Raw genomic sequence first — 26,914 nt, forward strand, 5'->3', positions numbered from 1 at the left:
TTCCTATTAATTAATCACTTGTTTTATTTGATCCTTTATGTCAATTCCCTGTAACTACAACCTCTTTTATCTTAAATTGTGTAAAAGTTCGCTAAAAGCAGTACCTTGAACTTTTAGTGTTGATAAAAACGAACGCTAACATGATTATCAAATTAGCGACTTATGCTCTGTTTTATAGTCAAAAATACACTTTGTAATACTCAAAAAATCACATTTGATGATTAATTTTGAGCTTCAAAAACCCCGCTCCTCAACTTTTTTACTGTAAAAAACACGGCTTCTCAAAAAGATACCTATCTCAATTGGGCGGATAGTTCACACCACAAAATCGCTTTTTATCACCCTTTTCGTTAACTTCATTACCTTTTCAAGACAATGGTTATTTAGCTTTCTAACTCTACTTTTCCTATCTCCCTAGCTCAAAAAATAAGGCTAAGGAGAAACGCAAACTATGCCTGTGCCCCCGGTTTCGTTTGATGTGCTATCACCAAAATAGCCTTCAAGTAGACTAACTACAAACTGATATTCATCCGTAATACCATCCGCCCAATAGTAGGGGATAAAACCGGCGTCAGCGTAATAGTGCATTCGCCCCCACTCCGCAGATAATCCGGCACCGATTCGACGTTGATAATGAACCACTGGGGAAGAAGGCGTCTCGTCGACAGCTAAAGAACAATCCTTAATATGGTATTTGTTGCAAGATGCGTTAGTTAAATCCTTAACCTTAACCATTCGATAACCTATACTCTTACACCATTGTAAAGCTTGACTATAATTACCGGTGTTATTACCTCTATTGATAAACCACTGTTTTAATTCAAAACCATACTTGACAACGGCATTACTATTAGGATTAGGACTATCACGACCGACTAACTCAAATATTTGAGGTAAAGATGGAACAAGTATCTTATCCGAATTACTTGATTCCGGTTGGGATTGCGATGATTTAATGGCAGGCCCCCTCAATAAAACGCGAACAATTGAACCAGAAGCGTTGGACGTCATGATGGCAGTTATACTGCCATCATGAGAAGAAACTGGCGCCCAATATAAAGCCTGATTACTACCGCCTATCACTAAATCAAAATATAAACCATCTGCGCCAGTAGTTGGGAAATTTTGACCATATTTTGATGGAACAAATGACTGAGGAAGAAACCCCTTATCAGGCGCCCAAATAGAAGCAGGGCCAGCGAAAAAATCTCTACCATACCTTACAATTGGCTTTGCAAAACAAATAGAAGGCCCGGCCTTAGGATTAATATAATATGTTACGTTACCCTCATTAAAGCTATTACTATTAGGAACACCATAACGGGTAGATAAGATGCCACCATCCGTATTTAACGTCACTTTATAAGGCGCATTACAGATTGTTAACACAGTATTTCGTGATACAGCTTGATTGTTTTTATCAACAATAGACAAGCTTAAATTACCTGTAGCCGTTATTCCATTAGCACCATCACCATCATCATCACCCCAATAATGATAAGGTGCATCAATAAGCGAGTTTAATTCGATTGAATCAGTATCAATTGGCATCAACATACCAATATCAGCAAAACTCTGACCTGCAATAGGTAACTCAATAGGATTGGTTAAACTTGAATTGTTAGACGATGGCGTATATTTATCTCCATTAGAAAGGTATATTCCAAGCAAGCTATCGGTATCTGTTACTCGTGTATGACCACCATCAAAGGTTAAGTAAGGTGCATCGCCTTTAATAACTTCTAAGGTATTAGCGGTTAATGCTTGGCTACTGAACGAAAACAATAAGATTAACAGTGTTAACAACCAATATAAAAATAGGTACCATTTTAAGATATCTTTTAAAATTACCTGAAAGAGTGAACTATAGTGAAATATGGCACTTCGATTACTAAAACTAGTTAAAATAAAATCACAACGCATAACAGCATTCCTATTAATTAATCACTTGTTTTATTTGATCCTTTATGTCAATTCCCTGTAACTACAACCCCTTTTATCTTAAAGCGGCTTACGCTTTTTTTATATTCAAAAATACACTTTGTAATACTCAAAAAATCACATTTGATGATTAATTTTGAGCTTCAAAAACCCCGCTCCTCAACTTTTTTACTGTAAAAAAACACGGCTTCTCAAAAATATACCTATCTCAATTGGGTGGATAGTTCACGCCACAAAATCGCTTTTTATCACCCTTTTCGTTAACTTCATTGCCTTTTCAAGGCAATGATTAGTTAGCTTTCTAACTCTACTTTTCCTATCTCCCTAGCTCAAGAAATAAGGCTAAGGAGAAACGCAAACTATGCCTATGCCCCCGGTTTCGTTTGATGTGCTATCACCAAAATAGCCTTCGAGTAGACTAACTCCAAACTGATATTCATCCGTAATACCATCCGCCCAATAGTAGGGGATAAAACCGGCGTCAGCGTAATAGTGCATTCGCCCCCACTCCGCAGATAATCCGGCACCGATTCGACGTTGATAATGAACCTCTGGGGAAGAAGGCGTCTCGTCGACAGCTAAAGAACAATCCTTAATATGGTATTTGTTACAAGATGCGTTAGTTAAATCCTTAACCTTAACCATTCGATAACCTATACTCTTACACCATTGTAAAGCTTGACTATAATTACCGGTGTTATTACCTCTATTGATAAACCACTGTTTTAATTCAAAACCATACTTCACAACGATATCACTATTATCACTGTCTTTACCTTTACCAACTAACTCAAATACCTGAGGCAAAGGAGTCAGTTTCTCTATATTTCCCGATTTATCTGATGACTTTATCTGTAAGGAAGAAGCGGTAGGTCCCGTTAATGTTACCCGAACTGTACCAGTAGGAGTAGGCAATGTATCATCATATGTCATTGTTGCAGTTATATCACCATGAGAAACGGGATCCCATGACAATTTCTGATTGATACCACCTATTTCTAAATCAAAATATAAACCATCTGCGCCAGTAGTTGGGAAATTTTGACCATATTTTGATGGAACAAATGACTGAGGAAGGAACCCCCTATCAGGGTCCCAGATAGAAGCAGGGCCAGCGAAAAAATCTCTACCATACCTTACAATTGGCTTTGCAAAACAAATAGAAGGCCCAGCTTTAGGATTAATATAATATGTTACGTTACCCTCATTAAAGCTATTACTATTAGGAACACCATAGCGGGTAGATAAGATGCCACCATCCGTATTTAACGTCACTTTATAAGGCGCATTACAGATTGTTAACACAGTATTTCGTGATACAGCTTGATTGTTTTTATCAACAATAGACAAGCTTAAATTACCTGTAGCCGTTATTCCATTAGCACCATCACCATCATCATCACCCCAATAATGATAAGGTGCACCAATAAGCGAGTTTAATTCGATTGAATCAGTATCAATTGGCATCAACATACCAATATCAGCAAAACTCTGACCTGCAATAGGTAACTCAATAGGATTGGTTAAACTTGAAGTGTTAGCTGATGGCGTATATTTATCTCCATTAGAAAGGTATATTCCAAGCAAGCTGTCGGTATCTGTTACTCGTGTATGACCACCATCAAAGGTTAAGTAAGGTGCATCGCCTTTAATAACTTCTAAGGTATTAGCGGTTAATGCTTGGCTACTGAACGAAAACAATAAGATTAACAGTGTTAACAACCAATATAAAAATAGGTACCATTTTAAGATATCTTTTAAAATTACCTGAAAGAGTGAACTATAGTGAAATATGGCACTTCGATTACTAAAACTAGTTAAAATAAAATCACAACGCATAACAGCATTCCTATTAATTAATCACTTGTTTTATTTGATCCTTTATGTCAATTCCCTGTAACTACAACCCCTTTTATCTTAAAGCGGCTTACGCTTTTTTTATATTCAAAAATACACTTTGTAATACTGAAAAAATCACATTTGATGATTAATTTTGAGCTTCAAAAACCCCGCTCCTCAACTTTTTTACTGTAAAAAAACACGGCTTTTCAAAAAGATACCTATCTCAATTGGGCGGATAGTTCACGCCACAAAATCGCTTTTTATCACCCTTTTCGTTAACTTCATTGCCTTTTCAAGGCAATGATTATTTAGCTTTCTAACTCTACTTTTCCTATCTCCCTAGCTCAAGAAATAAGGCTAAGGAGAAACGCAAACTATGCCTCTGACCACGGTTTGGTTTGATGTGCTATCACTAAAATGGCCATCGAGTACATTAACTATAAACTGATATTCATCCTCAATACCACCCGCCCAATATTCGGGAATAAAACCGGCCTCTGCGTAATGGAGCATTCCCCCCCACTCTGCAAATAACCCGGCACCAATTCGTCGTTGATATTGGGTAGTTGGGGAAGAAGGCGTCTCGTCGACAGCTAAAGAACAATCCTTAATATGGTATTTGCTACAAGATGCGTTAGTTAAATCCTTAACCTTAACCATTCGATAACCTATACTCTTACACCATTGTAAAGCTTGACTATAATTACCGGTGTTATTAACGTGGTTATTACCTCTATTGATAAACCACTGTTTTAATTCAAAACCATACTTGACAACGGCATTACTATTAGGATTAGGACTATCACGACCGACTAACTCAAATATTTGAGGTAAAGATGGAACAAGTATCTTATCCGAATTACTTGATTCCGGTTGGGATTGCGATGATTTAATGGTAGGCCCCCTCAATAAAACGCGAACAATTGAACCAGAAGCGTTGGACGTCATGATGGCAGTTATACTGCCATCATGAGAAGAAACTGGTGCCCAATATAAAGCCTGATTACTACCGCCTATCACTAAATCAAAATATAAACCATCTGCACCAGTAGTTGGGAAATTTTGACCATATTTTGACGGAACAAATGATTGGGGAAGGAACCCCCTATCAGGGTCCCAGATAGAAGCAGGGCCAGCAAAAGAACCTTTACCACGCCTTATAATTGGCCTTATAAAACAAATAGAAGGCCCGGCCTTAGGATTAATATAATATGTTACGTTACCCTCATTAAAACTATTACTATTAGGTACACCATAGTGGGTAGATAAGATGCCACCATCCGTATTTAACGTCACTTTATAAGGCGCATTACAGATTGTTAACACAGTATTTCGTGATACAGCTTGGTTGTTTTTATCAACAATAGACAAACTTAAATTACCTGTAGCAGTTATTCCATTAGCACCATCACCATCATCATCACCCCAATAATGATAAGGTGCACCAATAAGCGAGTTTAATTCGATTGAATCAGTATCAATCGGTATCAACATACCAATATCAGCAAAACTCTGACCTGCAATAGGTAACTCAATAGGATTGGTTAAACTTGAAGTGTTAGCTGATGGCGTATATTTATCTCCATTAGAAAGGTATATTCCAAGCAAGCTGTCGGTATCTGTTACTCGTGTATGACCACCATCAAAGGTTAAGTAAGGTGCATCGCCTTTAATAACTTCTAAGGTATTAGCGGTTAATGCTTGGCTACTGAACGAAAACAATAAGATTAACAGTGTTAACAACCAATATAAAAATAGGTACCATTTTAAGATATCTTTTAAAATTACCTGAAAGAGTGAACTATAGTGAAATATGGCACTTCGATTACTAAAACTAGTTAAAATAAAATCACAACGCATAACAGCATTCCTATTAATTAATCACTTGTTTTATTTGATCCTTTATGTCAATTCCCTGTAACTACAACCCCTTTTATCTTAAAGCGGCTTACGCTTTTTTTATATTCAAAAATACACTTTGTAATACTCAAAAAATCACATTTGATGATTAATTTTGAGCTTCAAAAACCCCGCTCCTCAACTTTTTTACTGTAAAAAAACACGGCTTCTCAAAAATATACCTATCTCAATTGGGTGGATAGTTCATACATTACTATGCCCCAAGATCACTTTAGCTCGCTCAGTACGTTGCGACTCTGCAAAACAATTGCCATTTAGCGAGCTAACTTTTTTCTTATCTATACAAAAATCGAGCAAGAATTGAGAACCGAGAAATAAGGACTCATGGCAACCTTATCAACAAATCCTATATTTATTTATAACCACCATCTTTAACCAACAATTACTGGCTGGTCTTAGGTGTCTCAGGAATTAAAGGGCGGACACATAAACCATAAGCACCGTGTATGGCAGGGTAGTTCCAACCAACAGCACCATCGTAGGAGTAGACATCAAATGGCTTATTACCAGAATATTGAGAAATGTCACTAGTCCAATAACCGTGATTACCAAAATTAGAGTTAGTGTAATAGCTCATAAAACCCCACTCTGAAAAAAAACCTGCACCAATTATACGTCTGTAATAATTATTAAGTGAACGTGGTTCGGCACCAACTGCTCCCTTACAATATTCATTTGGACCATTTCCCGTACAAGCTGAGTTTGTTAAATCTTTAACTTGAGGTAATCGATATTTTAGTTTTTCACACCATGATTTTGTATTAGTATAGTCATAAGTTTTAGTTCCACGATTAACGTACCATTGTTTTAATACAAAACCATACTTAACCACTTCATTGCTATTACTATCTCGACCGACTAATTCGAATGTCTGTGGTAAATCAGGTTTACCTATTGTATTAGGAGTATCTGATTCCCATTGTGTTTGATCAGTAACAGCAGGACCTTCTAGTGTAACCCGAACAATTGAACCAGAAGCGTTAGACGTCATCTTGGCTGTTATATTATTTTTAGGAGAAACCGATTCCCAAGTCAAAGAACCACTACTGGCACCTATCTCTAAATCAAAATATAAACCATTTGCACCAGTAGTTGGGAAGTTTAAATCGTAAGATGTAGTAGATTGTGGAATAAAACCTTTGGCGGGATTCCACATTGTATCTGGACCACGAAAATCATGTTTTGAACCATATTCATCTTTACCCAATTTTAAATGTGGTCTTGCAAAACAAACTAATGGCCCACCCTTTGGATTAATATAATAAGTGGTATTCCCTGCACTAAACACCTGACTGTTAGGAATACCATAATGGGTAGTTAATATCGCATCAGTACTTGTTAATGTGATTTTATAGGGGGCTTTACAAATATCTAATGTCGTATTACGTGATACAGTTTGGTTATCTTTATCGGTAATAGTTAAATTTAAGTTACCTGTTGCTGTTGGGCTTCCATCTCCGTCATCATCACCCCAATAATTGTATGGTGGTGAAATAAGTGTATTTAACGTGATTGAATCAGAATCAATGGGTACCAACATATCAATATCTGCAAGCGTTTCGCCAGCATTAGGCAACTCGATAGGTGTAGTTAATGAGTTGTTTGCTGCTGGAGTAATTTTCGTTCCGTCTGATAAAGTGATTTCAAACAATCCTTCCGTATTAATCACTTTTGTATGACCGCCGTCGAATGTTAAATAAGGTGCATTACCATTAATTATATTCAATGTTTGAGACGTTAAGGCTTGACTACAAAATGAAAACGACGCGATCAACAGTATTACTAAAAACTGTCGGTATGAATATAAGTACGTCTTTAAGAAATATTTTAAAATTACATCGAAGAGAGAACTACAGTGAAATATTGAACTTTGATTACTAAAACTAGGTAAAATAGAATTATAATGCATAATGGCATTCCTGTTGAGTAATTATTTGTTTTATTTAAATCTCCATATCAATTCCCTTTAATTACAACCTCTTTAGTCTTAAATCGTGTAAAAGTATAGTTTTTCAAAAAAAAAGTGCAACTTCTTTGAAATTTTAATTGTTAATTTTTGTAAAGATGAGTGCTAAAACGATTTCAAATTAATTGCTTACTATCTGTTTTATATTAAAAAAATTCTTTACAAAATTTAAAATTAACATTTAGTGATACATTTTATAAACAACTTAATAACCTTTAATAACGCGAAAATAACGTTTTTAAGATAGCTGTAAATTATTTTTATTATTGATGTTGGCAGTAACATGGATAATTGAGAATTGTTTAAGCGGATCGTTTCCTACTACTACAATTAGTCGGTATAATGCCTGCAATTTTATTATTAAGTGGATTATGCATGAAAACGCTATTTGCCAGCACATCTCGCGGGCTTGAAGAGTTATTAAAAAAAGAGTTAGAAAATATTGGCGCGATAAATTGTAAAGTGTCGCAAGGTGGTGTCTACTTTGACGCTGATCAATCAACCATGTACCAATCATTATTATGGTCTCGTTTGGCTTCTCGGATTCTATTGCCGATTGCTGAGTTTGATATTTATAGCGATTTAGATCTCTATTCATGTGTAATAAATATCAAATGGAGCGATATTTTCGCGGTCGATAACTCATTTATTATCAACTTTGTTGGCGTTAATGACTTTATTCGCAATAGCCAATATGGAGCATTAAAGATCAAAGATGCAATTGTTGACCATTTTATGCGTCAAACTAATGAGCGCCCAAATGTTGCCAAACAAAATCCAGATATTCGTTTACATGCTTATCTAAACAAAAATCGAGTTACCTTATCGTTAGATTTAAGTGGTGAAAGCCTACATCAACGTGGTTATCGTCAACAAACAGGCCAAGCACCATTAAAAGAGAACTTAGCTGCAGCAATTATTCGCCGCTCAGGTTGGCAAACAGATGAACCTCTTATCGATCCAATGTGTGGTTCAGGAACCTTACTAATTGAAGCCGCGATGATAGCGTCTAACATTCCACCGGGACTTCTACGTAAACAGTGGGGATTTTTTGCTTGGCAAGGATTCAACCCAACACTTTGGAATGAGTTATTCTTCGCGGCCAAGCACAACGTAAAAAAAGCGACAACGCCTTTCATTGGTTATGACAATAACCCTGCGGTGTTAGAGCGCGCCAAGCAAAATGCTATCCAAGCTGGAGTTGGTGACTTAATTACTTTTGCTGTGCAGGACGTGACTCAATTAACTAATCCATTTGAGCACCAGATACATGGTATGATCATCAGCAATCCGCCTTATGGTGAACGATTAGAAAGTGAACCTGCATTGGTTGCCCTGCACTCTGCACTTGGTCGTCAAATTAAGCAACAATTTGCTGGGTGGCGATTATCGCTATTTAGTGGTGCGCCACAACTGTTAGATTGTTTGCAAATGCGAGCCGACAAACAGTTTAAAGCCAAAAATGGGCCTTTAGATTGTGTACAAAAAAATTATACCATTGCTGATCGTCAAGTCGATAAGCCGGTTACATCCCCCAATTTACCCGCAGCCGATTTTGCCAATCGCCTACGTAAAAATTGCCAAAGATTTGCAAAATGGGCAAGCCAAGAACAACTTGAATGTTATCGCCTTTACGATGCAGATTTACCTGAATATAACGTGGCTATCGATCGTTATAAAGACAAAATCGTGATACAAGAATATGCCGCGCCAAAAAATATTGATCCGCAAAAAACGCGACAACGACTATTTGATATTATTAATGCCACTATGTCGGTACTGGAGTTAACTGCCGACCAATTGGTACTAAAAACTCGCGAAAAGCAAAAAGGTAAACAACAATATCAAAAACTCGGGCAAAAACAGGATTACTTCTTAGTCCATGAATATCCTATTAACCAGCAAAAAACGCAGTTTTGGGTTAATGTGGTCGATTATTTAGATACCGGTTTATTTTTGGATCACCGCTTAGCCAGAAAAATGATCGGCCAAATGAGCGCGGGTAAAGACTTTTTAAATCTATTTGCCTACACAGGTAGCGCAACCGTTTACGCCGGTCTTGGTGGCGCAAAATCGACCACGACCGTTGATATGTCACGCACCTATTTAGAGTGGGCTGATCGTAATTTAAAACAAAATGGCTTAACCGGAAAAAAACATCGATTGATACAAGCCGACTGCTTGCTCTATTTATCGCAGGCGGATGAACAGTTTGATTTGATTTTTATCGATCCTCCGACATTTTCCAACTCTAAACGGATGAATGATACCTTTGATGTTCAGCGTGATCATCTAAAATTAATGAGTGATTTAAAACGATTACTTAGACCAAATGGAGTAATAGTATTTTCAAACAATAAACGTGGCTTCAAAATGGATGCCGATGGTATGCAAAAACTAGGGCTAGCATTTAAAGATATCACCGATAAAACTCTATCGCTTGATTTTAAACGCAATAAACAGATCCACTGCTGTTTTATCGTTAAACATCAATAATAAATAAAATACCGCCGCAAGGCGGTAAATTCTTCCATCTTCAAAAATAATTGAATCAAATTTATCTTAGCAATTAGCTATTCTGTTTGTTTTAATTCATTTAAATGGTAAAATAGTTAAATAACTAATGAACTATTAAACTATAAACTTAAACAAATTAGATACCATATAGCCTAATAGATTAAAAAATCCAAATTAAGGAAATTATTTTGCCCAATATAGCCAAGCAGGAAGTTGACAATATGCAAGAAAGAAAGGTTAATTCATCAGCTATCATTATTTTATCTTCTTTAGGATTTTTCATGTCAATGATCGATTCAATGATAGTTACCACAGCCACTACCGCCATAAGGCATGATTTTCAAATATCGGTAAATTTATTACAGTGGTTGTTGAACATTTATAATATAACCATAGCGGCATTACTACTGGTTGGTGTATCACTGGGCGAAAAAATAGGCAGAAAAAAAGTCTATCTGATTGGTATTGCGATTTTCACTATTGCTTCTGTATTTTGTGCTTTATCGAATAGTATTACCGAATTAATTATATCTCGAATGATACAGGCTGTTGGTGCTTGTGTTATGACGCCAATGTCCATGGCAATTCTAACACATTCATTGCCCGTTGATATACGTGGAAAAGCTTTAGGAATATGGAGTGGCATTGGTGGTTTAGCACTAATTGTCGGGCCAGTTTTAGGCGGATTTATTGTCGCAACTTTATCATGGCAATGGATATTTTGGATTAATTTGCCTATTGGAATAATAACAATCTATTTTGCTCATAATTTATTACCTGAAAGTAAAGGTAAGGATGATAAGTTGAACTTTATTGATATTCTGCTTATTGCCATCTCTTCCGCCGGAATAATATGGTCATTATCCACCATAACCACAAATACCACACATGTTATAACGATTATTACCGGATTATCTAGCCTCGCACTAGCTATTTTATTTACTGTTAGGCAAAAAATAAGTTCTACCCCTATGATTCCATTAAGACTATTTCGCACCAAGGTATTCACTAACGGTAACATTGCAACTTTTTTATTATATGCCTCAATGTTTGGCGTGTTATTCTTTTTGCCACAATTTTTATTAGTATTAGAAAACGTTAATCCACTCGTGGCGGGATTACAATTATTACCTTGGACAGCAACATTAGTCGTTATCGCACCTTTTGCAGGCAGCGCTGTAGATAGGTTTGGCGAAAGGATTATTGCAACATTAGGATTATTCTTACAGGGGATCGGTTATCTATTAATTATTTTTTTATTTAATGCAACTGATTCATATATAGCAATGGCAATACCTTTAATGATCGCTGGTATGGGACTTTCGATGGCAGGACCGGCTCTGCAAAAAGCGGTGTTAAGCGCTGTCGAACCAATATATTTAGGGAAAGCATCTGGAATATACAATATATTTCGCTTATTTGGTGGAGCAATAGGTACCACAATATGCGTAATTGTATTTAATATTTTCGGCGGAACCACTGATTCAACAGCTTTTGCCGAAGGATTTGATGCTGTTATTATTATGTCTGGCCTGATATCATTATTTGGAATAGTTTTTTCAATTAGGCTAACAGCTAGGAATAAAAAATAATATTTGATAAAATCAAAGCGATAAATTCAACAATAAATCAATATTTGAGTATTTTAAAGATTATCAAAAAACCCGGTAACATATTTATCAAATGTTGATTTATTAAGCCATACGTATTTTTCCCTAGCACTCTTTCTTACATTAATTAATTCTGCTTGTTGTAATAACCTAAAATGATAAGTTCCTGAAGGTTTACTAATACCAACCGCTTGACCAATTTCACCACAGATAACCTCTGTTTCTATACTTTTTAAATATTTAATTATTTCTATTCTAACCGGATCTGATAATGCTTTGAAAATAAGCACCATTTTTTCATTTAATTGGTTATCAATTGTACTATTATTCATCATATTTACAGAGTTAATTATAATTAAACATGATTATAACATGTGGTGAATTTATTCACCTAAAAAACTGATACTTCAACTTTTATATGGAACGTTTTTTGTGTCACAAAAATAAACTCAATCTATTGGAAATATAAATGTTTATGTTTCCAATTAAGTTAGAAGAGCGTTAGTTAGTGGTTTGGTAAAATTAGTAACGACTTAGAAACAGGCCTGATATTTGATAAGCTCAAACAGATCGTTACATTAATACCAAACGATGGGTTAAGGTGAGCATGCATTCACGACGCTAGCGGAGAGCACCGTGCGGATAAATTTACTGGCATAAGTTTGATATTTTTTCATACAAGCCTGAATAACATAACCAATTAAAATTATTATATATTTATTGAATTTTCACCCGAAATTTTTGTTTGGCAACCTTTTACTGTGAAAACACCATTAAACAAAATAAATCCGCCGCTATTGGGGCGGATTGTTCACGCATTACTTCGTCATAAAATCACTTTAGTTCACCTACTTCGTCAGTTTGGTTGACTTTGCGAAGAGTTATTATATAGCGAATTAACTCTATTTTTTCTGAGTATACCGTGCCAATTCAAAAATTAAGAAACAAGATCTAAGGATAGATGCAAAGCCCGTTACGGGCGGGTGTAGGGCCAGAGCGAACCGCGTTACCAACGAGCGAGCCTACGATAAATGCTTCACTTGTCCAGTAATATTGACCTCGTGCACCGATACCATTAAAGTTGTAGAAATACATGTCGCCCCACTCTGCAAAGAACCCGGTTCCTATGTGACGCTAGTATAAAATATTTGGTGATGAAGGTGTAGCACCGACAGTACCTTGACAGTTATCAGAAATAGCTCCCAGACAAGATGCATTACCATGAATAATATTCGAAGTTTTGGACGTTAACGCGTAGCTAGTATAGGAAGTTATTAGCAACGAGCTAAACGATAATCCTAAAAAAGATCTGCCGAAATAAAAAGGATTGAAGGAAGGATCGCGCAAAATTTCGCGAATTTATGTATAACTTCGATAAAAATAAACTATGGTTAAAAATGAACGTTGAGAACTTAACTTTGACGAAATTAAATTATAGGTTGTGCGTGTTGAAAATTATAATGCATTTCGACATTCCTGTTAATTATACCTTTGATTTATTTTAAATTTAATGCTAATTATTTAGATATTTATCGTTTGCATTAAACGATACGAAAAGCGTAAAGAGAAGTAAAAAAGAGTATAAAAAATAGATGGCCTAATCCTTATTCCAACAGGAAATAGCTTCTTTGCTTACATATCATTGGCTATAGCGTATTGACGAGGTAAATTTTGTTTTAGTGGTTGAAATTAGTAGTTATTATTGAGAACGAGATTTTGATTTTTTAAGCACGTTATTAACAACAAAAAGTGCATTACTTAACTTATTAGCAGTATAGTGCAATTAGTTAGTTTCAATAAAATTTTAATAGTTTAACCAATAGAATAATTATAAACTTTAATAAATTGATGCCCACCAAAAGACCTTTTCTCAATTTTTCCTAACTTTAAGTGGGCAAATATTAACTTAATCACAATAATTGGCTAGTTCGACAAGGTTTCCATCCGGGTCTCTCAGATAAAGACTTTTGATATTACCTTTAGCGCCATGTCGATCAACGATCCCTTCTACAATCGGATAACCTTTTTTATAATCTCTTTTTTTACGCTCTCAATATCGTCTTCAACTATTAAACAAAAATCTTGGCTGCCATATTCTGGATGTAATGCTGCTGGCTGAAATTCGCCTTTTTTGGCATGAATGTTAATCTTTTGATTACCAAAGACAAAAGCATGGCGCCCGTTGCGTTCGACATGTTTTAATCCTAAAATATCTTGATAAAATGCAATACTTTTAGTGAGATCATGACTAGTAATGACAAAATGATCGATATTTTTAATTTTCATCAGTATCTATCCTCTCTATCTAATCTAAAAAAGAGTATATATTGAAACTATATTGATTATTTGACTTGCAATAGTTTTATCGATTAAATAATTATTATTCAACTTAATATATAAATTAACAAATTGATCAAACAAGGCAAAATTTTTGAATGTTGTCTAGAGCTGTTTCTGATAAAAGAATATTAGTATCAATCCTGATATAAACTCTGAATAATTGTTAAGCATTTTCTTCAGATAATGTATACAGAAATGAGGTCTACTCTGTTTATTATCCCTGATAGTTAAATCAAAATATTTTTTTATTATCTGGTTGTGACAATTTTTCAAAACAATTTCAGTAATACCATCTCTATCAAACTTCATTATTATGATATTATTACGAGTAGGTATACTCAATTTTATTGGCATACTAAAAAGGGGCAAAAAATACTTAATTTTTTTTATTTATTTTATTTATCCATCATAATAGGCTCAAATTGATATTCACTTTTACCCGCTAAAAGTTGATCGATTTTATCCAAAAATTCTGCGACATCTTTATCTTTGCGATCTGGCGTGTTAGAGCTAAATAAATTGTTTGCCCCAATACCATAAATAGAAATCTTATAACCTGGCCCATCGTACTCTTGCATATTATAATATTCATCATCTCTTAAATATCTTTCAGGGATTAATTGGAAAAGATTATGATGACCGGTGTATTCACTGTCAGGTTCATTAGCTGTGCAGCTACTAACATTCTCGTTTTGGACACAAGTTAATGTTGCATATTTAACAATATAGTTTTCAGCGATTTCAAAGCGTATTCTTCCAACCGGTGCTTCTGGTGTTGAATCATAAATAATTATTACTGCATTATAAGTATCAAATGTTGTTGCATTAACAACAAAACTTAAAATAAAGAATAACCACCCAAAAAATATCTTTGTTTTCATCATTATTCCTATTATCCTTTTGTTTTCTTAATATTATAGAGAAGCTTCTACTTTTTTATGTACTATTTTAGGGGATAGTTATAGTTTTAATATTACTTCTCACTTTATCGTCATAAAGTTGTGTTATTCTTCTTTGAAATTCTTTTGCTTCATCATCATTATAGCGATTAAAAAAGTTATCAAACTCACGATTCCCAATATACAAATCCCATATATTGCAATGACCATCAGTAAAACAACCTTCTATTTTGAACAATGGACGGTCAGTACTAATATTTCCTTCACCATATCTCCTGAGATCAATAAAATTAGAGCCTGATAAAAATAAAGTTGGAAAAGCCTTAAAAATATTATATTTATCTTGGTACTGAATACTTTTACTTTTTACCTTACATTGAAGTTCACCAAAGTATGAATGGCATATTTTGGCGGGATATTCAGTTATTGAATCAGCAGTAATGGTATATAACAACACTTCATGAAAAGGGTAACCAATTAATTGATATAGATTAATTGATGTCAGATTTTTTTTATCAAAAATAGCTTTCGGCATTGGAGGAGTCGTTTTCGGATGAAATTGATATTCACTTTTACCGGATAGTACTTCGTCTAATTTATTAGCAAAAGGTTTCATCACGTTATCATCAAGATTTTCATAATTCCATGAATGACAACGACCATCTGTAATACAAATTTCTACTTTAGTCGTCCACATACCATCATAAGTTATTGGATCAGTATAGTTTGATTTTGCTAAATATTCCTCAGGAATAAATTTAAAAATATCATGATCTCCTCGATACTCTATATCCTGACCATCTGTATGACATTCTTTATCATTACATAATCCATGAGGGATAAAAATTGAATCAGCGGTTATTTTAATAATTAAAGATTTACAAAAATCTATAGACTTAATCCTATGAATAGTAATCATCGAAACATCTTGGCGATTAAAGACGTCTGCTTTCACCGCAAAGCTTAATAAAAAAAAGGTGAAGATGAAAAAAACAATATTTTTGACATTCATTATATATTCCTTTTAATATTCAATACTATCTTTATCTTTTCGCATCAAATCCCATTGCCATTTATAAAAAGAATACATTTTACCTCTGTAACGATTATCTTTGTGAGATAAAAGCTGTTGGTTTTTGTTATCAATATAATTGAACTTTTTTCAATTGAATTATTAAAAGTAGGAAAAAAAGGATTATAGAATATAAGTATTTTTTTAATCAGGTCAATTTTTTTATTTATTCCAGATAATAACTAAAAATAACTAAACCAACTAATGAATGCGGATTTTCAATTTTCATGATAATTATATTAATAATTTATTAATCAATTAGTTATAAAATATAATGATTTATAAACACATATAAAATTAATTGTTAATAATAAACACAACTTATAATAGATCGTATTGATATGAATTTTAGGTTATTTATTAAGAGTATTAAACGACGAATTATTTACGAGGAGTTATTCGCTCCTCGTTATAGTTTAGAGAATAAATTTAGAAACTAGCGAACGACTAACACTGATGTTTTTGCACCTCGCACCACACCAGAGGCATTTGATCCTAGTAGATGCGTTGAGATATTCGGCCGTCTTGAACCTATGATGATCAGATCGGGCTTTATCTCTTCAACTAAACGTAAGATCTCATCTCTAGGGTTACCAAACGCGATAGAATAAGATACATTGTCTTTTGGCAAATCAATTGAATCGATCAAGCGAAGTAACGACTGCTGTGTTTGTACTGTTGCTTGATCTTTAAACTCATCAAAACCAAATGAGTAGGCATTTACAATAGCAGATGAAACCGGTAAGCTATGAAAGAAGATAACTTGCGCATTAGATAATTTTGCTAAGCACTCAATATGTGGGATCATTTTTTGAGTAAGTTCATCTTCAAGCACATCAATTGGAACTAATATTTTTTTGTACATAATACTTCCTCACAATAATTAAATTTGGCTTTATCATTTTAACTAGTAAAGGCCAATGGCATAGGTTTAGTATGATACTAATTTGACATTAAATCCAACATTATTATCCTAACGCGAATTTAAAAGATTGAAATAATTTTTTTGCAAAATCATGATGGAGATCAATAATGGCAAACATTATTGATAACAATGATATGACGCTAGAACAAGTAAGGCTGTTATACGGTCATTGTTTATTAGGAGAACGTCAACCAATAAATAACAAATCTTGTTTTCAAAAAATACCAGATAATGTCAATTTAGTAATTACAGCATGAGATGGAGCAAAACTAATCGGTATTGCTCGCTGTTTAACTAACTTTGTTTACATATTTAGCTAATTTGGTTGTTAACGAAGTTCATTAAAAATAGGGTATTAGTAATCAATGACTAAAGCGATCCAAAATCATGCAGATAATCGCTGTGCGATTACCTTAATTACAGTGCCACAGGCAGTTGATTATTAAAGTCATATCGGTTTTAATGTTCATCCTTCAGTATCGATTTTAAGAGAAGCGTTAAATGAGAATTATCCTAGCATCGACATCATTATCACGTAAAAAAGTGCTGGAAAAATTAGCCATTCCTTTTGAATGTGTGCCTCCGATTTGTGATGAAACACCCCAAGCAAACGAGAGTGCACAGCAGTTGGTAGTGCGATTAGCTTACGCTAAAGCGCAGTCATTAGTTCCAAGCTATCGTGATTGTTTGATTATTGGTTCCGACCAAGTGGGCGTTTTAGATGGGCAGATTGTTTGTAAACCACATACCGTTGAAAACGCCCAGCAACAATTAAGAAATAGCAGTGGCAAAGCGTTTTACTTTTATACGGGGATGACTGTGATTAATAGTCACACAGGTCAATCGCAAACAATTTGTGAACCATTTAAGGTCACTTTTCGCCAATTAACGGATGCAGAAATTGATGCTTATATCACTAAAGAGATGCCACTACAATGTGCTGGCAGTTTCAAATGTGATGAGTTAGGTATTACGCTGTTTGATAAACTCGAAGGCGATGATATCAATTCATTAGTTGGATTACCGCTGATAAAGTTAAATAAAATCATGATTAATATGGGCTGTAATCCGTTATTGTTATAATCGTTAATAATACCATTAGTGTAAATTAATCTATTAACCGACCGGACGACATTTTTAGCGTTCTTTGGCTATAATTTGCTACATCATTATCATGGGTAACAATCAATAGCCCTGTGCCTTGTTGGTGAATATCGGTTAATAACGTCATGATTTGTGTTGAGCTTTCCTCATCAAGATCGCTGGTTGGTTCGTCGGCAATCACGATTTGTGGTTGGCAAATTAGCGCGCGTAAAATAGCAATTCGACGCATTTCACCACCCGACATATTGGCTGGGTAGGTATCTTTTAGATAACTAATTTTTGCTTTTTCAAGTAGTTGCAGAGCATAATTTAAGCTCGATTGGTTTTCACGTTTGGTTAAAGAAAACGGTAATCGAATATTCTCTAGTGCGGTCAAATTCGGTAACAAACTACTACCTTGTGGAATATAACCGATGTTTTGATTACGAAACGCCGATACCTGTTTATCATCAAGTTCAAATAAGTTGGTACCATTAATGGTAATTTTACCTTGAGTCGGGGTCAATAACCCAGCAATCATATTAAGTAACGTCGTTTTACCACTGCCTGATTTGCCCATAATACTGATAAAATCGGTTTGTGCCATTGAAAAACTAACATTATTTACCGCTGAGAAATGTTGCGAACCACGTTGATAATCTTTGCGAAGGTTTTTGACATCCAATAACATTATTCACCCTCTCTTAATGTTTGATAAGTATCAAATTTAGTCAGCGATAATGCCGAATAAATACTAGACAGTGGACCAATAATCAACGTCAACATAAATACCATTAATGCATAAATTAAACCATCCGTAATTGAAATATTCATACATGGCAAACCTATCGACTGGCAAATCAATAAGCTAAAGGCATAAATCAACACGCCAGCAATCACAATACCTGCAATACCACCTAAAGCGCTAATAATAAGCGATTCTCGCAGTAACATTTTGACCAGATCACCACGTGATGCACCTAAAATGCGTAATAAGCTAATTTCGCGTTTACGTTCATTAAGCGATGAAGAAAATATCACAAAGATCACAATAATTGCCAGTACCCAAAATATCGCCGATAAGCTATAGACAATGGTTGAAAAGCCATTCAGCCATTTGGAGATATTACTCAATATGCCTTTAGTCATCACAAAATCAATATTGTAATCGATGGCATATTTCGGCATGATTTGATTAACAACGTCCTTAGGTTGATAATCAGGATCGACTTTAATAAAAATTGATGACACATAATTAGCAAAGTGATCAATATCGCCTTCAATTAAATTAGCTTCTTTCATCAGCGATTGCGCGGTTGGGATGGTCATAAAAACCGAGGTGTCAAAGCCCATACCGGTACTATCCATTTTTGCGGCGATTTTAAAAGGGTGATTGAAAAACATGATTTCCTCACCCACATTTGAAGTAATTTTGCTCCCCACCACTACCTGATCGTCGGCCAATGGTTGGTTTAATTGTGTTTGTAACCAAGGTTTGATCACAAAATCACTTTGCTGATCAAATCCTATTAGTTGCACTTTAGACGTACAGCAAGCAGCACTTAATGAAGCGATAAACAGTTGTGGTGAGGCAGCTTCGATCTCTTTGATATCTTTGATTTTATCAATCAAGTCAGCTTTTAGATAAAAACTACTTGGTTCGCCTCGTAATAAGGCAACTTCAAGATTTTTTTCATAACCATAAGGCACCACCAAAATGTCCGCCCCTAACCGACTAGCCATGCCAGAAATCCCTAGGCTTAGGTTTTTCATTAACACACTACCACCAAATAGCGTAGCGGAAAAAAGCATAATGATGATAATCAAACAGCAACTTCGAAATGGTCGTCGTTGAATGTTTCGCCATGCTAAATTCGCGATAGTTATTTCTTGCATGTTTTGCTTCTCGTTATTGTCTAGTGAATGTTAACGCTAGTTAATGCTATTTACTAAATGCTATTTACTAATAGTTACCAACGTTTAGTTTGTTTATTTAAATACCATACATTGATAATAGCAACAATTGCCAAAACCAAGGACAATAAAACCAATGCCGGTTTAGCACCCATATTGCAACGCATCATTTCATTACCACATACACCGATTAAAATGGTTGGAATCGCAGCAGCCAATACAGCAGTGCAAGCAATAGCCATGCTTAATCCTATACGCACAAATAGCGAACGGCTAACTAGTACTAATAATCCAATAGCTATAACTAGACTACCAATTCCAATTTCCGCTCTAGATGTCCAAAAACATTTCATGATTTTGCCGGGTGTATTGTGCATATGTCCATCCATTGGCGCTGCATGCATAGCATCGGCTGGCATTGCGGTAGTAGCCGGCATCGCTTGCACATCCGGTAGTGGACAAACCGGTAAAATATAGAGTGGAAATAAAATAAGTAGCGCCCCAAATAACATAAACAATACAGATGAAACAATACGATTTTTCATAAATATAGACCCTTTAATCATTAATTATTGATAATATTTGCTATTTTACCATGTTCAAGAACCACCGTGGTTTGCGCATGTTTAGATACTTCAGGTGAATGCGTAACTACGATGATTGTGCTTCCTTCTTCATGAAGCTGATGCAGTAAGTTCATGACCATTGCTTCATTGCTTTCATCTAAATTACCGGTTGGCTCATCAGCTAAAATCAGTTTGGGATAATTAATTAGCGCTCTGGCAATACAGACGCGTTGCTGTTCACCACCCGATAATTGACGCGGTAGATGTTTAGCGCGCGCGGCAAGCCCAACGCGTTCTAATGCTTGTAGGGCTTCTTTTTCGTCTACCATACTGTGATAATATTGTGCGACCATCACGTTTTCTAATGCGGTTAAATAAGAGACAAGGTGGAACTGCTGGAAGATTAAGCCAATCTTGTCGCGCCGAATTTCCGTTAACTGTGGTAATGAAAGTTGGGTGATATTTTGTCCATCTAAAATTACCGTTCCTAGTGATGGTTTATCCATACAGCCAATAATATTCATTAACGTGGTTTTACCACTGCCTGATGGTCCCATGATGGATATCCACTTGCCCTCTTCAACGGTTAAGTTAACTTCTGACAAGGCATGTAATGAGCCATAGATTTTAGAAACATTATTCACTTCGAGCATATTCATACTTTACTATCCTATTCACCTCGTAAAACTAAGGCTGGTTCAACTTCAAGCGCACGTTTTACCGGAATCAAACACGCTATAATGGTAACCACAGCGGAAATAACAATCGTTGTGGGTATCAAATAAAATTCAATTACAATTGAGCGCCCAAAAACATTAGCACTAATTACTTGGGCAAAAATCAGACCACAAATTACCCCAATCACGCCACCGACAATACCTAAAATTAATCCTTCGGCTAAAAACTCTTTGGCAATACTCTTATTGGTTGCCCCGATGGCTTTTTTCAGACCGATCTCCTTACGCCGTTCCATGACGACGGTCATCATAGTTGTGGCAACACAGATCATCGTCAAAATTAACACCACTAAGGTTACTAAATAGAGTAAAGATGAGAGCTTGCCGAGCACCGATGCTTCGGACTGCGTTACCCATTTTATAAGATGCGGTTCGACGGTAGTGGAGTGCTCTTTAATGGTTTGAATATAATGCTGTAATTCATCTTGCGTTGCGGTGATACTAATTTCGACCACTTCGGCTTGATTGCTTTCCTCAAGTAATGTTTCAAGATCGTTGAGATCGATAAAGATAAAGTTATCCTCAGCCCTGCCGGTTTTTACGATGCCGGTAATGGTTAACTCTTCATCAAAGCGAGAATCTTGTTTAGATTTTCCTGAAATCAGCATTGTGCTGCCAATGCTAAGTTTAGCAAACTGGGCAATATCAGTACCGATCATAATTTCATTTGGGTTTTTGGGCAGTTCGCCATCTATTTTCCAATACGGGCTAGTTTTACTGACTTGATCAAACTGCGTGCCAACAAGGGTATACGGCTGTTGATTACTACGGATGGCATCATAACGAAACGGCGTAACCCCTAATAGTTTATCTTGTGGTAATAAACCTACTGCTTTTTTTACCTCAACCATTGATATGGTGGGGTGATTATTGGCTGGCATCAACAATAAGTTAGCGCCATAAGAGCGAAATTCCTGTCCCATTTGCCTTGGAATATCATAACAAAGCGTTATCATACCCAGTAATACCGTTGCCCCTATCGCAACACCAAGTAAAGCAATCGCAATCCGAGAACGTCGGCGAATTAGCGAGCTAAATAGCGTTTTTAAAATAAAGCGTTGGTTTTTATTCATCATCAGCCTCACTTACCGACCATGTAGCACATCGGTAGGGCGTAAGAACATCATGATACGCAATGCTGGCAAGCTACCTAACAAAGTAATCAAACCTACCATAATTAATACCAGTGGAACAATAATCATCTTCGGTTCAACAAACGAACTAAATACCGTCTGACCAATGATTTGCGCAAAGCCCAATCCAATAAAATACCCAACTATACCACCCAATAATGCAATGATCACTATTTCGGTAAGAATCAACATCGCCACTGAGGTATTCGTTGCACCCAGCGCTTTTAATAAACCGATTTCTGTACTGCGTTCAATCACATTGGCGGTGACTAAGTTAGATATTGCAAGTGCCGAACAGATTAACGATAAGATCGTCAGCAATAACATTAATAATTGGGTTTTTTGTAAGATAGAGCCTTCTGATTCGGCCACTTGCATTATCGCTTTTACCCGCACATCTGGCATTAGCTCCTCTAATTGATAGGCAATTGAACTGATATAAGCGGTGCAATACCAAGTATCCCACTCGGTTCGCGATAAGCTATTAGGATCTTGCGCTGCTTTGCGGGCTAAATCGTTTTCAGGTGTGGTGAGCGCACTCACTTCAACTCGTTCAACTAAGCCTTCTTTATTAGCCAAATTTTGAGCAACTGGCAGTGATACATAAAGCTCTCTATCTTCAACCCCACCACTATGGAAGATATTATTCACCGTTAGGGTGATTTTTTTGGTGGGTGATATTAGCTCAATACTATCACCCAATTTGAGATTCAATTGCTTGGCAATAGTTTCACCTACCATTACACCTTGCAAATTATCATCCTTCATGGTGTTGCCTTCAATTGACCACCACGATTTCATGGCTAACATTCCAGTGTCAACTTCATCACCTGTTGGAATTGTCAGATGCTTATTAAACCAGGTTCCAACTAGCGTGACCGGTTTATCATTAACCACAACTTGGGTTGTTATATAAGGGGCAAAATCAACAATATTATATGCCCAGAAGATCATCTTAATCTTAACTAAATCATCTTGCTTAATATATTGAATCGCATTTTGTTTATCATCGAGTTGATATAACTCATTGACCAACGCCGCACCTTTTGGCACGATATTTAAATTAGCGCCATAAGCTTTTAATTCTTGGTTAACTTTATCGCCAACATCAAACATCACATTTAACATAGCAGTTGCAAGCGAAACACCCAAAGCAACGGTTAAGGCAATTAAAAATAGCTTCTTTTTTTGACGAACTAACACGCTAAGCAACATTCTACGAAACATATTTTCTTCCTTTTCACACCTTTACTTAAAGCGACTTTTTTCAGCTTCAAGATGAGCAGGTCGAATAATCATATTACCATCTACTATTTCATATTTAAGCGGGACAGGATTACAACCACCAGGAAATCCAATCGTCGCAATATTCATCACCACATCACACAAAATACAGACAACTTGATTACCGCGTTGATAATAACCACTTGCACCGCAGATATCACAAGCATCAAAACCAACACCATAAGCATTTTCGCTTTTCTTAATCACAATAAACCGAACTAATGTGCCATCCATTGCTGAATAGCCATAACGGTGCAAATTACCATCATTGACTCTATCTAACGCAATCACAATCAAACCATCGGCGTTGGGGGTTACTGGTTCGGCCGGGGTTAATTCCACCCCTTTTTCAAAAATATAACGCGCACGGGTAACGGTATAAGCCGTAATGGCAACGCCAGCCATTAACAATAATGAAGTGCGACGATCACGACGTAAACTCGCTTTCACTTTACGCACTTGGGCTGGATTACTACCAACTAATGAGGTCGTTTTGGACTTGGTGTATAACAAAATGCTCATTAATAACACCAAAATCATAAAGATAAAGGTAAACAAATTGACATGTGCTAAAACAAAAATCACTAATTCCATCATCCATTTTTGTGATGAGATAAACCGTCTGACAATCAGGATCTGTAGCAAATTAATGGCATTTTGCGAAGTAAAAATAATAATTGCCAACGAAGTTATGGCAGTAACAAATCGACTTGAAAACCTTGTACAAAGACGATAAACAAACAACCCAATTAAAATGCAAACTAATAAAGCAAAACCATAACCCACCCATTTAAACAGATAGTCATTATTGAATATGGACTCCATGCCAACATCAAATTCAAATGGATAAAGTAAAATATTTGGTAGGCACTGTGCGGTAATAAGCCCTATGGCAATTACCATCAATAAAATACTTAGAGGTTTTCTTAAAAACAAGCAGATAAGCAATGGAATGGCAATGATGCACCAAGCAACAATCACACCAAGATCATAAAATTCACGAACGGCAATACCCGTATTTCGTTTTAATATTGCATAAACCAATGCAGCCATCATTCCCAACACAAAACCAGTCACAAGATATTTTTTACTTGTTTGAACAAATGCCGCACTAAGTAGAGCAAACATAATCACTGGTACAAAAGTGTTATCGGTAATATTGATAAGGTATTGGAGCATAATGATTGCCTAAAGATTACAACGTATATTGGCGAGCTTTAACCCTCACCAACAGTCCAGCTAATTATCTAATGATTAAATTCAATTAAAATCATCATTACCATGCACGTGGGATGAAGTCAAAGTCCCAAGAAACTTCGATTGGTTTAGTCCAGAAACGACCTTCAACTCCAGTTTCTTTATCAACATGTAATAAATAACCTTGTTTTTCAGGGTTTTCGATAGTGAAAGTAACTTTATATTTACCTGCACCGTCTAATTTAATATTATTACCATAGTGAGGGCCGTCTGATGCGTTCATCGGCATAAAAGTACCTTCGATAGCTTTAGCGCTGCCTTCTTTTTGAATTTTATATTTTACGGTTAAGTAAGGCACAAAATCACCGGTACCAAAACCTAATTTATTACCCTCAGCCGCTGAGATATCCGCTTCGATATGCATATCTGATTTAGACGCAGGTAACCCCCCCATGCCAGCAGGTTCCATATCAACAGGTTGGAAGTAAACCGCACCGATATGTAAAGGACCAACGGTTACTTCATCACCAATTGGAAACTCTTCGAAACCCTTTTCTTCACCTGGTGCAGGTGCAGCAGCATAAGCCATTGAAGAAAGCGCAAGTATTGATGAAATACCAGCAGAGACTAATAGTTTTTTCATTGAAAACTCCTTAATTTTGTTTTTCGTTTTGAAAACTAATCAATAAAATCATGACTAACCAATCACAATTTACTACCAATGTGTTAATTACGACTTAGAACGAATCATCAATCGTTTTTATTCTTCTATTTTAACTATTTGCTTTTCTGGATCGATAATAGATAACCGACGCTATCACCGCCATTATCATAAACAATTGTGGTACTAATGTCTCAACTGTTGGATAAATACCCAAAATCTCAACCGAATGAACAAAATCGACTGGCGTAACTTGAATAATGTCGGCTTCTTGCAACTCTTTCACGCCGCCACCTGCAAACGCGATCGCCATTAGATACATTAATGCACTGGTACAAATAAAGAACGGTTTAAGTGGCAATTTAACGGTACCAAAGCGGATAACTACAAACACAACGGTTAACACAATCGTACCCACCCCCAAGCCATACCAAACCATATCCATATGCTCTTTGGCATCGGCCAACATGGCTTGATAAAAGATGATGGTTTCTGCCCCTTCACGAAATACCGCTAAAAAGGCTGCAAATCCTAAAGCAAAGCTACTACCGGTCGAAACCGCACTTTGTACCTTACCTTCCACATAGTTTTTCCAGGCTTTCGATTCTGATTTAGACAACATCCAATTACTAATAAAGAACAGCACCACCGTTGCGAGTAACATGGCCGCGCCTTCCATAATTTCTTGGTTGGCACCGCTTAAACCGACAACCGTATGCAACAAAATCGCAGCTAAAACGCTAGCGAACACCGCAAATAAACTGCTGAAATAAACCACTTTAAGCATCGGTTTATTATTCGAACGCACAAGATAGGCCGAGATTGCCGCAATAACCAATATCGCTTCTAACCCTTCACGGAAAATGATGATAAAAGATGCCAAAAAGACACTCCAACCACTCTCTTTTTTACCATCTAACTCGTTGGCATCTTCATGTAGCATTTTTAAAATCACATCAATTTCGGCGCGCACTGTCTTATTAGATTCATTTTGCGACATTAATCGTTTGATTTTTGCGAATTGGTATTCTGTATCAGTGCCACGTTTACCTGAAATATAAGACATCACCGCCCGTTCAACGCCATGCTTTTCATAAAACCCAAAGTAAGCGTTGTTTACGCGGGCTTTAGCACCCTCGACATCTTTCATAAAATAGATATTGTAGGCATCATTAAGAATGATATCCATCTCATCAATAATCGCATTCCAGCTTTCGTATTTCTTTTCGTTTGCATAAGAAGGAGAGCTAAAAATCGCTAAACTTGCAATAAGTAGAGCAACTAAAGTTAAGTACTTTTTCACTTCC

General features: G+C 36.0%; 21 protein-coding genes and 1 pseudogene. 4 read left to right on the forward strand and 18 right to left on the reverse strand.

The genetic code is table 11. From position 1 onward, the window contains the following. Positions 1-432 precede the first annotated feature (432 nt). The 4 genes from AC5LXI_RS11605 to AC5LXI_RS11620 all read right to left on the reverse strand — a co-directional run bounded on the left by AC5LXI_RS11605 (position 433) and on the right by AC5LXI_RS11620 (position 7,429). Positions 433-1,923, reverse strand: a complete 1,491-nt coding sequence (locus tag AC5LXI_RS11605; protein WP_493442473.1) for a hypothetical protein — start codon at positions 1,921-1,923, stop codon at positions 433-435. A 360-nt stretch (positions 1,924-2,283) separates the two neighbouring features. Continuing rightward, positions 2,284-3,780 carry a hypothetical protein gene (locus tag AC5LXI_RS11610; RefSeq protein ID WP_493442474.1) on the reverse strand — a complete coding sequence of 499 codons (1,497 nt, stop codon included), beginning with the start codon at positions 3,778-3,780 and terminating at the stop codon, positions 2,284-2,286. A gap of 360 nt (positions 3,781-4,140) precedes the next feature. Then, positions 4,141-5,643: a hypothetical protein gene (locus AC5LXI_RS11615; RefSeq protein ID WP_493442475.1), complete on the reverse strand. Its 1,503-nt coding sequence runs from the start codon at positions 5,641-5,643 to the stop codon at positions 4,141-4,143. 442 nt (positions 5,644-6,085) lie between these two features. After that, the gene (locus AC5LXI_RS11620; protein WP_493442476.1) at positions 6,086-7,429 is read right to left on the reverse strand and encodes a hypothetical protein; all 1,344 of its coding nucleotides are present in this window, start codon (positions 7,427-7,429) and stop codon (positions 6,086-6,088) included. Between the two features lie 615 nt (positions 7,430-8,044). Here AC5LXI_RS11620 and rlmKL point away from each other — a divergent pair. Next, positions 8,045-10,165, forward strand: coding sequence for a bifunctional 23S rRNA (guanine(2069)-N(7))-methyltransferase RlmK/23S rRNA (guanine(2445)-N(2))-methyltransferase RlmL (rlmKL, locus tag AC5LXI_RS11625; RefSeq protein WP_493442477.1), 2,121 nt, complete (start codon positions 8,045-8,047; stop codon positions 10,163-10,165). 242 nt (positions 10,166-10,407) lie between these two features. After that, positions 10,408-11,778, forward strand: coding sequence for an MFS transporter (locus tag AC5LXI_RS11630; RefSeq protein WP_493444299.1), 1,371 nt, complete (start codon positions 10,408-10,410; stop codon positions 11,776-11,778). Positions 11,779-11,831: 53 nt separating this feature from the next. Here AC5LXI_RS11630 and AC5LXI_RS11635 read toward each other — a convergent pair whose 3' ends face one another. The 5 genes and pseudogenes from AC5LXI_RS11635 to AC5LXI_RS11655 form a co-directional block, all read right to left on the reverse strand. Further along, the gene (locus tag AC5LXI_RS11635) at positions 11,832-12,128 is read right to left on the reverse strand and encodes an ArsR/SmtB family transcription factor (RefSeq protein ID WP_034901766.1); all 297 of its coding nucleotides are present in this window, start codon (positions 12,126-12,128) and stop codon (positions 11,832-11,834) included. A 1,574-nt stretch (positions 12,129-13,702) separates the two neighbouring features. Then, positions 13,703-14,082: pseudogene (locus AC5LXI_RS11640) on the reverse strand (VOC family protein). Between the two features lie 449 nt (positions 14,083-14,531). Next, the gene (locus tag AC5LXI_RS11645) at positions 14,532-15,017 is read right to left on the reverse strand and encodes a hypothetical protein (RefSeq protein ID WP_493442478.1); all 486 of its coding nucleotides are present in this window, start codon (positions 15,015-15,017) and stop codon (positions 14,532-14,534) included. Between the two features lie 67 nt (positions 15,018-15,084). Beyond that, entirely contained in the window at positions 15,085-16,047 is a 963-nt protein-coding gene (locus tag AC5LXI_RS11650) for a hypothetical protein (protein WP_493442479.1), read from the reverse strand. A gap of 496 nt (positions 16,048-16,543) precedes the next feature. Continuing rightward, complete coding sequence (locus AC5LXI_RS11655; RefSeq protein WP_493442480.1) at positions 16,544-16,972, reverse strand: universal stress protein; 429 nt, start codon at positions 16,970-16,972, stop codon at positions 16,544-16,546. 167 nt (positions 16,973-17,139) lie between these two features. On the opposite strand from AC5LXI_RS11655, the gene AC5LXI_RS11660 reads away from it, so the two are divergent. Together AC5LXI_RS11660 and AC5LXI_RS11665 are read left to right on the forward strand one after the other, a co-directional pair. Next, a complete protein-coding gene (locus AC5LXI_RS11660) occupies positions 17,140-17,289 on the forward strand; it encodes a hypothetical protein (RefSeq protein WP_493442481.1) in 150 nt (49 codons plus the stop codon). A 244-nt stretch (positions 17,290-17,533) separates the two neighbouring features. Beyond that, positions 17,534-18,115: a Maf family protein gene (locus AC5LXI_RS11665; protein WP_493442482.1), complete on the forward strand. Its 582-nt coding sequence runs from the start codon at positions 17,534-17,536 to the stop codon at positions 18,113-18,115. Positions 18,116-18,140: 25 nt separating this feature from the next. On the opposite strand, the gene AC5LXI_RS11670 is transcribed toward AC5LXI_RS11665, so the two are convergent. The 9 genes from AC5LXI_RS11670 to AC5LXI_RS11710 form a co-directional block, all read right to left on the reverse strand. Further along, positions 18,141-18,806, reverse strand: a complete 666-nt coding sequence (locus AC5LXI_RS11670) for an ABC transporter ATP-binding protein (protein ID WP_493442483.1) — start codon at positions 18,804-18,806, stop codon at positions 18,141-18,143. Next, on the reverse strand, positions 18,806-20,011 hold the full coding sequence (locus AC5LXI_RS11675) for an ABC transporter permease (protein WP_493442484.1): 1,206 nt from the start codon (positions 20,009-20,011) through the stop codon (positions 18,806-18,808). Before AC5LXI_RS11675 ends, AC5LXI_RS11670 begins: the two co-directional genes overlap by 1 nt. 74 nt (positions 20,012-20,085) lie before the next feature. Then, positions 20,086-20,574 (reverse strand): DUF4418 family protein, encoded by a 489-nt coding sequence (locus AC5LXI_RS11680; protein ID WP_493442485.1) that lies wholly within the window; start codon positions 20,572-20,574, stop codon positions 20,086-20,088. 20 nt (positions 20,575-20,594) lie between these two features. Further along, positions 20,595-21,254 carry an ABC transporter ATP-binding protein gene (locus AC5LXI_RS11685; RefSeq protein WP_493442486.1) on the reverse strand — a complete coding sequence of 220 codons (660 nt, stop codon included), beginning with the start codon at positions 21,252-21,254 and terminating at the stop codon, positions 20,595-20,597. A gap of 11 nt (positions 21,255-21,265) precedes the next feature. Next, entirely contained in the window at positions 21,266-22,408 is a 1,143-nt protein-coding gene (locus AC5LXI_RS11690; RefSeq protein ID WP_493442487.1) for an ABC transporter permease, read from the reverse strand. Between the two features lie 9 nt (positions 22,409-22,417). Beyond that, positions 22,418-23,692, reverse strand: coding sequence for an ABC transporter permease (locus AC5LXI_RS11695; RefSeq protein WP_493442488.1), 1,275 nt, complete (start codon positions 23,690-23,692; stop codon positions 22,418-22,420). A 21-nt stretch (positions 23,693-23,713) separates the two neighbouring features. Next, a complete protein-coding gene (locus tag AC5LXI_RS11700; RefSeq protein ID WP_493442489.1) occupies positions 23,714-24,928 on the reverse strand; it encodes a Fe-S-containing protein in 1,215 nt (404 codons plus the stop codon). Positions 24,929-25,025: 97 nt separating this feature from the next. After that, positions 25,026-25,589 carry an iron transporter gene (locus AC5LXI_RS11705; protein ID WP_493442490.1) on the reverse strand — a complete coding sequence of 188 codons (564 nt, stop codon included), beginning with the start codon at positions 25,587-25,589 and terminating at the stop codon, positions 25,026-25,028. A gap of 130 nt (positions 25,590-25,719) precedes the next feature. After that, positions 25,720-26,910 carry an FTR1 family iron permease gene (locus AC5LXI_RS11710; protein ID WP_493442491.1) on the reverse strand — a complete coding sequence of 397 codons (1,191 nt, stop codon included), beginning with the start codon at positions 26,908-26,910 and terminating at the stop codon, positions 25,720-25,722. Positions 26,911-26,914: the final 4 nt, after the last annotated feature.

The organism is Gilliamella sp. LMG 34361 (assembly GCF_984569075.1).

Coding starts and splice junctions, on each gene's coding strand:
- AC5LXI_RS11655 (WP_493442480.1), bottom strand. CDS start 16,972: ATGTACAAAAAAATATTAGTTCCAATTGATGTGCTTGAAGATGAACTT.
- AC5LXI_RS11635 (WP_034901766.1), bottom strand. CDS start 12,128: ATGAATAATAGTACAATTGATAACCAATTAAATGAAAAAATGGTGCTT.
- AC5LXI_RS11630 (WP_493444299.1), top strand. CDS start 10,408: ATGCAAGAAAGAAAGGTTAATTCATCAGCTATCATTATTTTATCTTCT.
- AC5LXI_RS11695 (WP_493442488.1), bottom strand. CDS start 23,692: ATGTTTCGTAGAATGTTGCTTAGCGTGTTAGTTCGTCAAAAAAAGAAG.
- AC5LXI_RS11615 (WP_493442475.1), bottom strand. CDS start 5,643: ATGCGTTGTGATTTTATTTTAACTAGTTTTAGTAATCGAAGTGCCATA.
- AC5LXI_RS11670 (WP_493442483.1), bottom strand. CDS start 18,806: ATGTTATTGGATGTCAAAAACCTTCGCAAAGATTATCAACGTGGTTCG.
- AC5LXI_RS11645 (WP_493442478.1), bottom strand. CDS start 15,017: ATGAAAACAAAGATATTTTTTGGGTGGTTATTCTTTATTTTAAGTTTT.
- AC5LXI_RS11660 (WP_493442481.1), top strand. CDS start 17,140: ATGGCAAACATTATTGATAACAATGATATGACGCTAGAACAAGTAAGG.
- AC5LXI_RS11690 (WP_493442487.1), bottom strand. CDS start 22,408: ATGATGAATAAAAACCAACGCTTTATTTTAAAAACGCTATTTAGCTCG.
- rlmKL (WP_493442477.1), top strand. CDS start 8,045: ATGAAAACGCTATTTGCCAGCACATCTCGCGGGCTTGAAGAGTTATTA.
- AC5LXI_RS11685 (WP_493442486.1), bottom strand. CDS start 21,254: ATGAATATGCTCGAAGTGAATAATGTTTCTAAAATCTATGGCTCATTA.
- AC5LXI_RS11700 (WP_493442489.1), bottom strand. CDS start 24,928: ATGCTCCAATACCTTATCAATATTACCGATAACACTTTTGTACCAGTG.
- AC5LXI_RS11610 (WP_493442474.1), bottom strand. CDS start 3,780: ATGCGTTGTGATTTTATTTTAACTAGTTTTAGTAATCGAAGTGCCATA.
- AC5LXI_RS11675 (WP_493442484.1), bottom strand. CDS start 20,011: ATGCAAGAAATAACTATCGCGAATTTAGCATGGCGAAACATTCAACGA.
- AC5LXI_RS11650 (WP_493442479.1), bottom strand. CDS start 16,047: ATGAATGTCAAAAATATTGTTTTTTTCATCTTCACCTTTTTTTTATTA.
- AC5LXI_RS11665 (WP_493442482.1), top strand. CDS start 17,534: ATGAGAATTATCCTAGCATCGACATCATTATCACGTAAAAAAGTGCTG.
- AC5LXI_RS11705 (WP_493442490.1), bottom strand. CDS start 25,589: ATGAAAAAACTATTAGTCTCTGCTGGTATTTCATCAATACTTGCGCTT.
- AC5LXI_RS11680 (WP_493442485.1), bottom strand. CDS start 20,574: ATGAAAAATCGTATTGTTTCATCTGTATTGTTTATGTTATTTGGGGCG.
- AC5LXI_RS11605 (WP_493442473.1), bottom strand. CDS start 1,923: ATGCGTTGTGATTTTATTTTAACTAGTTTTAGTAATCGAAGTGCCATA.